This window comes from Chlorobium ferrooxidans DSM 13031 (assembly GCF_000168715.1).
Lineage (GTDB): Bacteria > Bacteroidota > Chlorobiia > Chlorobiales > Chlorobiaceae > Chlorobium > Chlorobium ferrooxidans.
The window spans coordinates 54,434-64,319 of sequence record NZ_AASE01000013.1 but is presented as its reverse complement, the minus strand read 5'-3'; the positions used below and the strand labels follow the sequence as shown (position 1 = coordinate 64,319).

The following is a 9,886-nucleotide window of genomic DNA, read 5'->3' as shown; positions in this document are numbered from 1 at the left end:
ACAGGAGCAACCGTTACAACACTGCTTCGCGGTGTTACCGGCCAGACCCAGACCGTTGGAGATGTCAAAATGACACTCAACTTCTCGAACACGACAGAGTCCGGTGCCCATGCAGGATCGTTCACGATTACCGCACAGACTATCTGACATTCGCCATCGTAGTACCTCCCGCTTCAACTGACAGGATCGGGAGTATATATAAAAAAGCAGGGCTCCATTTCCGGAGCCCTGCTTTTTTATTACCCTACCAGTCGATTCGCCCTCGCAGCAGCTTGACTGCTGAGCGTTTCTCCTTGCTTTCAAGCCGTTTTTGCCGTGAACTCCCGGTTGGTTTGGTCTCTTTGCGCTTTTTCTGTATAACCGCTGCACTCTCAAGAATGGACTGCAACCGCTGGAGCGCATCTTCACGATTTTTTTCCTTTGTCCGATAACGCTGCGCTTTAATAATAAGGATACCCTCTTTTGAAACGCGCCGGTCCTTCAGGGCAAGCAGTCGCTCCTTGTGCTCATCAGAGAGCGATGATGCCCTGATATCAAAACGGAGATGAACTGCACTCTCGACCTTGTTGACATTCTGACCACCGGCGCCCTGTGAACGCATGGAGTGCAGTTCAAGCTCCTCCTCCCTGACTGTAATCTTCTGCATAACAGTTCTCCTCTTCCAATATCGTATTGCAATACCGCACTCAAGTAATTGCCGCAAGGATTTCCGGCCAGGATGTAAACCGGATGCTTCGTATACCTGCTTCCGAAGCGGCTTTGCAGTTTTCAGGCCTGTCGTCAATAAGCAGAAACTCCTCTGCCGGAACTCCTGAGTCGGAAAGAACATTGCGGAATGCCTCAGGGGAGTTTTTAAGAACTCCGTGCTCATAAGAGAGATAGTAGCGTTCCCGTCCTTTCAAAAGAGGAAAGTTATTCAAAAGAAAGGCAAAGTGGAGCGGATCGGTATCACTCATAATCCAGAGCCGGTGCTCTCTTCCGAGAATCTCAACGCCATCCTCCGCGCCGTGCATGGGGGTAAAGATATTCTGCCACTTCACTCGAATCTCAAGGCTGCTGCTGCTCTGTGTCGCAGGATCAGCTTCAATCATTGCCATGTAGTCATAAGGGGCAATCATGCCGCGATCAAACCGGCTTTTACGCTCTCCCTGACAATATTTTTGACAGATTGACTGCTCGTCAGCGCTCCCGTCGGGAAGAACTCCCCGGCAGAAAGAGAGAAAATCAACCGAAACAAGAACATTGCCGATATCCAGTAAAATAATACTCATAAGCGTTCAGGTTAAAAGAGAAGTGCACATATTCCGATTGTTGGATTGCTGTACAAGCGATCCTGCGTGATCTCCCTTTGGCAAAAGGTTCTCTTCGTTGTTGCAGTCCCTGAACTCCTTTTTGTCCGTGTCTTGATTTCAGGGTAAGTGTTGAGCCCGATGTGCCGGAAACAAAAAAAACACAAGGCGCATGGATTACGCCCTGTGTTTTTAATCAAAAACCCGGGAGCTCCGGTTTCAGTAAAAAAACCGGATGCGGTTAAGCATAACAACCGCCATCATAAAACAAGCAAAGAGTGCCGATAAATGACCAACTGTCGAAACCGCCCGAACAAAATGATGTGAAGAACCGCCCTGTGATTCAGAACTGCTTTAGAGAGGGGTTACATTTTCAGCCTGGAGGCCTTTTGCGCCCTGTGTGACTTCCATCAAAACTTTCTGGCCTTCAACAAGCGTTTTGCGTCCGGTGCCGTTGATTGCACTGTGATGCACAAAAACGTCTTTTCCACCCTTCTGCTCAATAAAACCGTAACCTTTTTCTTCGTTGAACCATTTGACAGTTCCTTCAACCTGAGTACCCATATCTACCTCTTTTTTATTTTTGCCAGTTAAACTTGGCGTTACAATGAGCGAACCTCTACATGAAGCGCTCAAAAACGAATTTATTTTTCGTGAAAATTAATTTACTCACTTTAAGCTAATTCAAAAAGAAAGTTGTGCAGTTTAACCCACTTTTTTAGAATCAATCAAAAAAAATCCCTGATGCCCTCCTGAAGAGCACCCCCTTGCAATAACACCGAAGAAACCGCTCAATTATACTACAGCCCAGAGCTTTATTCTGCGATCATCACTTCCGCTTGCGATGATTTTTCCATCAGGCGAAATATCTACTGACTGTACTTCAAGCGTATGACCACGATAGGAGTGCAGCTGTTTGCCTGTCGCTACATCCCAGAGGCGGATCGACTCGTCATTTGCCGCACTTGCGACCTTCGTTCCCTCCGGATTGAAACAGACACTGCGCACCGCATCTTCATGACCTTCAAGTACCTTGAGAATCTCTCCTGTTGCTGCGTCAACAATCTTGACTTTGGCATCACGCCCGCAAAAAGCGATCAATTTATCATCAGGACTGAAAACAACCGCGTGCGAAAGCGTATCATTGGTTCGGTAGTTAGCGATATTTCTTCCGCTCTCCACATCCCAGATTTTAAGTACCGGCTCCTCACCGCAACTGACTATTTTCTTTCCGTCATGGCTGTAGGCAAGCGATTCGATATATGATTTATGACCCCGCCACACGGAGAGCTCATTACCTGTTTCAACATCCCAGAGCCGGATTGTCGTATCTCGGGAACAACTTGCAAGAACCTTGCTGTCGGGGCTGAATGCCACCATACGGACTGCCGTATCATGACCTTTGCAGACATGGAGACACTTGCCGGTTTCGGCATCCCATATTCTTGCGGTACTGTCCGTACTGCCACTCGCCAGACGTTTTCCGTCGCGACTGTAGTCAATGCACTCGACCCATGTTTCATGGCCTTTCATGGTGAAAAGCGATTTTCCTGACTCTACATCCCACAGCATTACGCTCTCATCGAAGCTTCCACTGACAAGCTTTTTGCCATCCGTGCTGAACCTGACACCCAGAACCCGATCGAGATGACCTTCCATTGTCTTTATGACATTGATGTCCTCTTTAATCGCTGGAAGTTTCAGCTCTACCTCTTTTTTTCCGAATATCTTCGATATGAAACCCATAACACTGCTCTCGTTTGAATTGAAAGACTCTCCCCGGAATAAGGGATTGCCATATTACATTAATCGTGCAATTTACAAAAATTAATCGCCTTCACCGAAATCTTGCACTCCCTCATGAAAAATTGTAGTTCCGCCCCTTCCATCTGGCTCCTCTGCCCGATTGTATGATCCAGAAAGAGTTCCAGGCTATAGCAATAAGGATAAGCTGCGAAAAGAGGTTAAGAAAAACCATGGCTGTTGACTGACCGAAGAGCCTTGCAATGATAACCCGGGAGAGCAGGGCGATAACCATCTGTGTTAGAGGCAGCCAGAACAAGAGCATTGTGAACTTGCCGGCAATCAGTGCGTAGAAGAAAAAGAGATAGGGTGCGATGTAAAATGCCGCCGTCAGCGTCATAAGCAGAAAGAGCCCGGGGGTACTGTAACCGAGCGATGCATAGAGGTTTTTTGAAAACCCTTCCCAGATATCCCTGAATGAACGGTACATCCTGCAGCTTACCGCATCGAAACCATTGAATGCCACAACCCTGCCTCCAGCTCTCTTCACCTCCCTGCAGAGCCCTATATCTTCTGCCAGAGCCTGCCGGACAGCCGTATGACCGTTGATCCTGTCATAGAACTCCCTGCGGAAAAGAATAAACTGGCCGTTTGCAAAACAAAAAGCGGGATTCCGGCTGGTCCGGACAAGGCGAAGCGGCAGGTAACACAGGAGAATAACATAAACCAGAGGCACAACAAGCTCTTCCCATAACGAGCCGAGCTCCTGGCGGGGTGTAAGAGAGAGCATATCACCCTTTTCCGAGTTCAATGCTGCAACCGAGCGGCGGAGAGCATCAGGTTCATGCTTTGTATCAGCATCGGTAAAGAGCAGCAGATCACCTTTTGCCTGACGGCTGAGCTGAAGGCATGCCCAGGCCTTGCCATGCCATCCATCCGGAAGCGGCTCACCCTGCAGCACCCTCAGCCGTCCGCCGGACTCATCGAGAAGCGTCTGCAGCAGTTGAGGAGTCGCATCAGTTGAACCGTCATCGAGTACCAGAATTTCAAAGGCAGCGTAGTCCTGCATCAACAGGGAGCGCACACAGCGTTCTATATTAAGCGCTTCATTCCTTGCCGGCACAAGAACCGAAACAAGCGGGCCGGTACAAGAAGGATTTGCGGGCATTAGCCGGAGATCGATCAGGTTCCTCAGCAGGATCGCAAAAAAAGCCAGCAGTGACAAGAGCACTGCAATCTGATAGATGAGCATGGGCGTTAAAAAAGGCCGCCCTTGCGGGCAGCCTGAAAGTTCATGATACGTTCAAAGCCTTTCAATCGATCAGTTTATTGATATTGTACTCAAAAATACCCTCGGCACCGGCTCTTTTCAGCTCAGGAATAAGCTTGCGGACGATTTTATCGGTTACAATAACTTCAAGTGCAACCCACTGCTCTTCAGCAAGATGAGAGACGGTCGGCTGGCGCAGAGCAGGAATAATGGCAATAATCTTGTCGAGCGCTGATTTCGGGGCATTCATTTTCAGGCCGACTTTGCCCTGTGCATTAATTGCGCCCTGAAGCATGAGAGCCATACTCTCAATCTTTTCGCGCTTCCACGGATCGTTCCATGAGCTCTTGTTGGCAATCAGTTTGGTATTGGATTCAAGAATCGTATCGACAATCCTCAGCTTGTTGGCCCTGAGTGAAGAGCCTGTTTCGGTCACTTCGACAATCGCATCGGCCAGATCGGGAGGCTTGACTTCGGTAGCTCCCCAGCTGAACTCCACAGAGGCCGTGACACCGTTACTTGCAAGATATTTTTTGGTGATATTGACCACTTCAGTAGCGATATGCTTGCCTTCAAGGTCTTTGACCGACTTGATCGGCGAGTTTTCAGGCACAGCAAGCACCCAGCGGACCGGACGCATGGAGGCTTTTGAATAGACCAGATCTGCCACCTCAACAACATCGGCATCCGTTTCAATGATCCAGTCCCTGCCGGTAAGCCCTACATCAAAGGCGCCGAGTTCGACATAGTGGGCCATCTCCTGCGCCCTTATGAGAATAGCTTCCAGCTCATCGTCATCTATAGAGGGAAAATAGGATCGGCTTTGGACAGAAAAATGAAACCCTGCATGTGCAAAAAGATCGATTGTCGAATCCTGGAGACTTCCCTTCGGCAAACCAAGCTTGAGCACCTTGTTTGTATTACTCATGGTAGATACTGTCTATGATATTAACTGTTAATGTTCTGTAACTCTTTAAGATGAAACACACCATCCCTGAAAACTCCATAGGGAGTGCCGCCCTCAATCCACGATCCGAGATTGACATAGGTTTTCCGGCCTCCGGCAAGCTCCGTAATCCCCTTTACATGGTTGTGACCGCATAAAAAGTAGTCAAACTCTTTTTCTGTTGCCAGCAGTTCGGCAAAGTTCAGTAACCGGTCATTTTCAAAAACACGGTTATCAGGCTTATGCTTCCGGCTGAGCTGTGAGAGCCTTTTCATCAGACCGATTGCCAGATCGGGCTGAAAACCGGAAAGCAGCGCAAGATTGAAGCGGTTCCTGACAACACGGGCAAACAGTTTGTAACCGATATCCCCTTTTCCCAGTCCGTCACCATGGGCTATAACAAATCTGCGCCCGTCAATCTGAAGCTCATGCATACCATAGAGTGTCCGGATGCCGAGCTCATCATCAAAGTACCGCCCGAGAAAAAAGTCGTGATTGCCGGCAACATAAACGACCTCTATGTTGCTGCGAACAAGATCAGACAATAAACAAAATAATCTGGTAAATCCCTTTGGAATGACATGGCGGAACTCCAGCCAGTAATCAAAAATATCGCCAAGCATATAAAGCGAACGACCTTCTGCCTTGATGATGGCAAAAAGTCGTTCGAGGTTGTCAAGCTTGAGCTGCTCGGTTTTTTCATCCTGCAGCCCGGCATGAAAGTCGCTGATAAAATAGCTCGCCGGTCCTGTCGTCATGCGTTCATCCTGCTTTTACAAAAAACGGGCAGCAGCAATAACTGCAACCGGAATAGTCAGGTTGTCGACCTCTTTGGGACTGACACCTTCAACAATCGTTGCAATAACCGCAATCAGTATAATTTTGTCCGTTGCTATCGATCCGGGCACGATAAGCTGCACAAAGAAAAGGCCTGCGGCAATACTTCCTACAAGAAAAGCAAGACTCCCTTCAACACTTTTATCACTGAGTACCCGGTATTTCAACCTGCCGAAGCGGGTACCGATAATCGGAGCGAGACCATCTCCCCAACCGAGAACAGCCATGGCAAGAATCCCTGCCGGCTGTTTGTAGTAAACCGTTCCGCAGATCATGGCAACAACCACAAAATAGAGCGTACCCTTGAGCAGCTCGCGCTTGTCACCGGTTCGTGTCATGGTTTTCACCGCCTGGTCATCATCGGCAGCAAAGAGCCCTTTCTGGATCAAAAGCAGGGTCCAGACAGCAAAAACGGTAATATTCAGATAGTGTGACCAGTCCGTGTCAATAAAAAGGGGAAGAAACACAATAACTGATCCGGCACAGATGTGGGTGATTTTGCGGCTGATATCGCGTGGAAGAGAGTGGTTGGTTACGAAATAGTCCATCAGCGGCGGAACACTGAATACATAGACAAAGGTCATCAGGGTAACCAGCGCATTGTGCCATACCACCGGCAGCGAAAAAAAAGTAGACTGAAGAGTATCCATAGCACTATTATTTTTAACGATTACTATTGAAAACAGACAGCCCGATCATCACTGAACAGTATCCACCACACTTTGTAAAAATAACAATCCAACCTTACAGATATTTCATACCGACCATACCGGCAATCAGAAGATTATTGATTAAAAACAGAATGTTGTTTGCCACCTGAAAGCGGAGAAACGCATTGTGCTCCTGAACATCACTCTTGCCGATTGCATTGCCGAAACCGTCATCAACAGCCCCCTGCAGGAATGAGATTCCTCCTTTTGGATCACGCAGAAGCTGCACCTGAAGATAGAGATTGAGCACAAGACCGATAAGGACAAAAACCGTAGGAATCATAAACCCCTCTGAAAAAGAGAAGTAGGCAAGCACAGCGAAAACAAGATCAATAATGATAAAGGATACCAGAAAGGTTTTTCTTGCGCCGATCATGACCGTCAGCGATTTGAGACCGCCATCCTTGTCCCCTTCCGCCGACTTGAAGTCGTTGAGTATGATCAATGCCACGGCCATAAAAAAGTTCAGGCTGGCGAGCAGGACAGCTTCAGGACGGATATCACCGAAGAGGGCGTTTGCCGATAAAAAAGAGACAAAGCCATAGGAAAAACCGACGGCGGGTGCTGAGGTAAGAATATTTTTTTTCAGCTTAAGCGGAGGTGCTGAATAGATATAGGCCACAAAAAGTGCCGATAAAATTGACGCGATAATCACGATACCACGAACCCCGCCAATATGCAGACCGAGGAACAAGCCAAGACCGATGGCTGAGAGAAGAGCAATGATGCTGTTCCACAACCCCTCTTTTTCACTTAAACGGCCAGAGGGAATCGGGCGCGTTGGCTCATTGACCCTGTCAAGCTCAAGATCAAAACAGTCGTTGACCGACTGACTGAAACCGGTACCAAGAGGACCGAACATGAGAAAGATGGCAAAAAGGAGAAGATAGTCGTGAAGAGTCGGCTTCATGGCTCCTGAAGCCATAACACCTGCAGCAAGACAGGGAAATACACTGATCCAGGTAACAGGATCAAGGAGTTCAAGGTGTGCTCTAACTTTATCGGTAAAACCGAGTCTTGCGGGAACTGACATACTGTACTTCTCTCCGGAGCCCCGACGGGGGACTGTTAAATGATTGAGATCAAAGGGACAATTTACAAATACGGCTCAAGATAAAAAAGCCCTAATCCTGCAAGGGTTGGAAGCCAGCCCCGACAGAAAAGAAAAGGACCCACATATCCTGTAATTTTCTTCTTCAGGGCAACCACAAGGGATTGCCCCTACCTAACACCTGGGGCTGTCAGTCGGAGTCCCGGTCATGGTCGCTGATGTGGCCGACGTGATCAGCACGCTGACAAGATCACCCGGCTGATAGCCTTTTCGATCAAAAACAACCGCCCGGTTTGTATCCGTCCTGCCCATAAGCTGCGCAGCAGAGCGCCGGCTTTCAGATTCGGCAAGCACTTCAACCACCGAACCGATTGATTGCTGAAGCAGTTGACCGGAAATATCGTTCTGCAGATCGATGATCTCCTGCAACCTCCGCTTTTTGACCGCTTCGGGAACATCGTCCTCCAAAGTGCGGGCGGCGAGGGTGCCGGGCCGTGTGGAGTAGAAAAACATATAGGCCGCATCAAACCGTATATCTGAAAGCAGTTTGAGTGTCAACTGATGATCGGCCTCATCTTCACCGCAGAATCCTGCAATGAGATCCGTTGAGAGGGATACATCGGGAATGACCGAACGGATAAGGGCTATTTTTTCGCGGTACTGTTCTATGGTGTGCCCCCGGTTCATAAGACCCAGAACCCTTGACGAACCGGACTGAACCGGCAGATGGATGTGATTGCATATGTTCGGTCGCCGGGCTATGGTGCGAACCAGCGATTCGGAGATATCTTTCGGATGGGAGGTGGTAAAGCGAATCCTGAGCTCAGGCGCCTGGCGACTGACGGCCTCAAGTAATCCCGCAAAATCCATATCCCTGTCAGGGGCAGAGTAGGAGTTGACATTCTGCCCGAGCAGCGTGATCTCCCGGTATCCTGAAGCGGCAACCTTGCGCACCTCATCGAGAACCGAACTCATGGTGTGACTACGTTCACGGCCACGGGTAAAAGGCACAACGCAGTAAGCACACATGTTATTGCATCCCCGCATAACCGGCACAAAGGCCGTAATCAACCCCTGCCTGCGCGGATCAATACCCGCATAGGTCTCAGCCGGGTTGAACTCCAGCGATGCAGCTCTCTTTCCCGATCGAGCCTGACTGATAAGCAGGGGGAGTGAACGATAGGTATCCGGTCCGGCAAGAAAATCAATCGCCGGAGACATTGAAAACATCTCCTCACGCTGATACTGGGGAATACAGCCGGCAACACCGAGAATCAGATCCTTCTGTTTTCGTTTCATTCCCAGAAGATGCTGGAGGTAGTGCTCAATACGCTCGACCGCATTTTCGCGAACCGCACAGGTATTGAGCAGTATAATCCCCGCCTCACCCTCGCTCTCTGCCGGAACGTAGCCATCCTCTACCAGCAGCGCTGCCATGATTGCAGAGTCAGCCTGATTCATTTGACACCCGAAAGTGTGAATATAGAAACGGTTACTCCGTTCAGTGCTCATGATTCGTATTTCTCATTGATAAAATGTTCTGTCAGAACAACAACAGGCCCTTCGCGCCATCCGGAAAAGGCCCTCAGCTGTTTGATGCAAGCCGTCCGGCCACAAAAACAGACAAGAGTCCGGTAAGGGCGAGCTGAACAAGGGGCAGCAAACCGACCCCGAACACCACAGGCATTGCCGTTCGGTAGTGCCAGAGATGCAGCACATTGATACTGATATACTCAATAGTGAATGCCGCAGCAAGAGCGGAAAGAAAAAAAATGGCGTTGTTGCGCCAACTGCACAGCCAGCTCCATCGACGGGCAATAAGAGCGGTAAACAGATAGAGTGCGACGATGCCGAGTGTATCCATCAACGCCATAAAGAGCATCATCGGAACATACTCGCCTGCCGGCATTCCGGGGTGTGCCTCAAACAGCAGTCCGTGCAGGGACTCCCAGCAGAAATTGAGAAGAAATGCTGTTAACGGGAGGGCTGCGGAAAATGAGAGCGTTTTTCTCCATCGTTGCGTCATGGCTTCTCTGTTCC

General features: G+C 49.1%; 11 protein-coding genes. All 11 read right to left on the bottom strand.

Annotation, left to right across the window (positions count from 1 at the left end):
• Positions 1-244 precede the first annotated feature (244 nt).
• Positions 245-646, bottom strand: a complete 402-nt coding sequence (gene arfB / locus CFERDRAFT_RS07585) for an alternative ribosome rescue aminoacyl-tRNA hydrolase ArfB (protein ID WP_006366626.1) — start codon at positions 644-646, stop codon at positions 245-247.
• Between the two features lie 40 nt (positions 647-686).
• Positions 687-1,271, bottom strand: coding sequence for an HAD-IA family hydrolase (locus CFERDRAFT_RS07580; RefSeq protein WP_006366625.1), 585 nt, complete (start codon positions 1,269-1,271; stop codon positions 687-689).
• Positions 1,272-1,643: 372 nt separating this feature from the next.
• On the bottom strand, positions 1,644-1,853 hold the full coding sequence (locus CFERDRAFT_RS07575) for a cold-shock protein (RefSeq protein WP_006366624.1): 210 nt from the start codon (positions 1,851-1,853) through the stop codon (positions 1,644-1,646).
• Between the two features lie 231 nt (positions 1,854-2,084).
• The gene (locus CFERDRAFT_RS07570; protein ID WP_006366623.1) at positions 2,085-3,035 is read right to left on the bottom strand and encodes a WD40 repeat domain-containing protein; all 951 of its coding nucleotides are present in this window, start codon (positions 3,033-3,035) and stop codon (positions 2,085-2,087) included.
• Positions 3,036-3,147: 112 nt separating this feature from the next.
• Positions 3,148-4,284 carry a glycosyltransferase gene (locus CFERDRAFT_RS07565; RefSeq protein WP_006366622.1) on the bottom strand — a complete coding sequence of 379 codons (1,137 nt, stop codon included), beginning with the start codon at positions 4,282-4,284 and terminating at the stop codon, positions 3,148-3,150.
• A gap of 61 nt (positions 4,285-4,345) precedes the next feature.
• Positions 4,346-5,230 (bottom strand): ATP phosphoribosyltransferase, encoded by an 885-nt coding sequence (gene hisG, locus CFERDRAFT_RS07560; protein ID WP_006366621.1) that lies wholly within the window; start codon positions 5,228-5,230, stop codon positions 4,346-4,348.
• A 20-nt stretch (positions 5,231-5,250) separates the two neighbouring features.
• On the bottom strand, positions 5,251-6,006 hold the full coding sequence (locus CFERDRAFT_RS07555) for a UDP-2,3-diacylglucosamine diphosphatase (protein WP_006366620.1): 756 nt from the start codon (positions 6,004-6,006) through the stop codon (positions 5,251-5,253).
• Positions 6,007-6,021: 15 nt separating this feature from the next.
• Entirely contained in the window at positions 6,022-6,735 is a 714-nt protein-coding gene (locus CFERDRAFT_RS07550) for a diacylglycerol/polyprenol kinase family protein (protein ID WP_006366619.1), read from the bottom strand.
• A 94-nt stretch (positions 6,736-6,829) separates the two neighbouring features.
• Complete coding sequence (locus CFERDRAFT_RS07545; protein ID WP_006366618.1) at positions 6,830-7,828, bottom strand: UbiA family prenyltransferase; 999 nt, start codon at positions 7,826-7,828, stop codon at positions 6,830-6,832.
• A 192-nt stretch (positions 7,829-8,020) separates the two neighbouring features.
• Positions 8,021-9,358: a tRNA (N6-isopentenyl adenosine(37)-C2)-methylthiotransferase MiaB gene (miaB, locus tag CFERDRAFT_RS07540; RefSeq protein ID WP_040433449.1), complete on the bottom strand. Its 1,338-nt coding sequence runs from the start codon at positions 9,356-9,358 to the stop codon at positions 8,021-8,023.
• Positions 9,359-9,431: 73 nt separating this feature from the next.
• Positions 9,432-9,872, bottom strand: coding sequence for a hypothetical protein (locus CFERDRAFT_RS07535; RefSeq protein WP_006366616.1), 441 nt, complete (start codon positions 9,870-9,872; stop codon positions 9,432-9,434).
• Positions 9,873-9,886: the final 14 nt, after the last annotated feature.

Excerpts from the sequence above, each read along its gene's own strand:
- CFERDRAFT_RS07570 (WP_006366623.1), bottom strand. The coding sequence starts at position 3,035 with ATGGGTTTCATATCGAAGATATTCGGAAAAAAAGAGGTAGAGCTGAAA.
- CFERDRAFT_RS07545 (WP_006366618.1), bottom strand. The coding sequence starts at position 7,828 with ATGTCAGTTCCCGCAAGACTCGGTTTTACCGATAAAGTTAGAGCACAC.
- CFERDRAFT_RS07555 (WP_006366620.1), bottom strand. The coding sequence starts at position 6,006 with ATGACGACAGGACCGGCGAGCTATTTTATCAGCGACTTTCATGCCGGG.
- CFERDRAFT_RS07550 (WP_006366619.1), bottom strand. The coding sequence starts at position 6,735 with ATGGATACTCTTCAGTCTACTTTTTTTTCGCTGCCGGTGGTATGGCAC.
- arfB (WP_006366626.1), bottom strand. The coding sequence starts at position 646 with ATGCAGAAGATTACAGTCAGGGAGGAGGAGCTTGAACTGCACTCCATG.
- CFERDRAFT_RS07565 (WP_006366622.1), bottom strand. The coding sequence starts at position 4,284 with ATGCTCATCTATCAGATTGCAGTGCTCTTGTCACTGCTGGCTTTTTTT.
- hisG (WP_006366621.1), bottom strand. The coding sequence starts at position 5,230 with ATGAGTAATACAAACAAGGTGCTCAAGCTTGGTTTGCCGAAGGGAAGT.
- miaB (WP_040433449.1), bottom strand. The coding sequence starts at position 9,358 with ATGAGCACTGAACGGAGTAACCGTTTCTATATTCACACTTTCGGGTGT.
- CFERDRAFT_RS07535 (WP_006366616.1), bottom strand. The coding sequence starts at position 9,872 with ATGACGCAACGATGGAGAAAAACGCTCTCATTTTCCGCAGCCCTCCCG.
- CFERDRAFT_RS07575 (WP_006366624.1), bottom strand. The coding sequence starts at position 1,853 with ATGGGTACTCAGGTTGAAGGAACTGTCAAATGGTTCAACGAAGAAAAA.
- CFERDRAFT_RS07580 (WP_006366625.1), bottom strand. The coding sequence starts at position 1,271 with ATGAGTATTATTTTACTGGATATCGGCAATGTTCTTGTTTCGGTTGAT.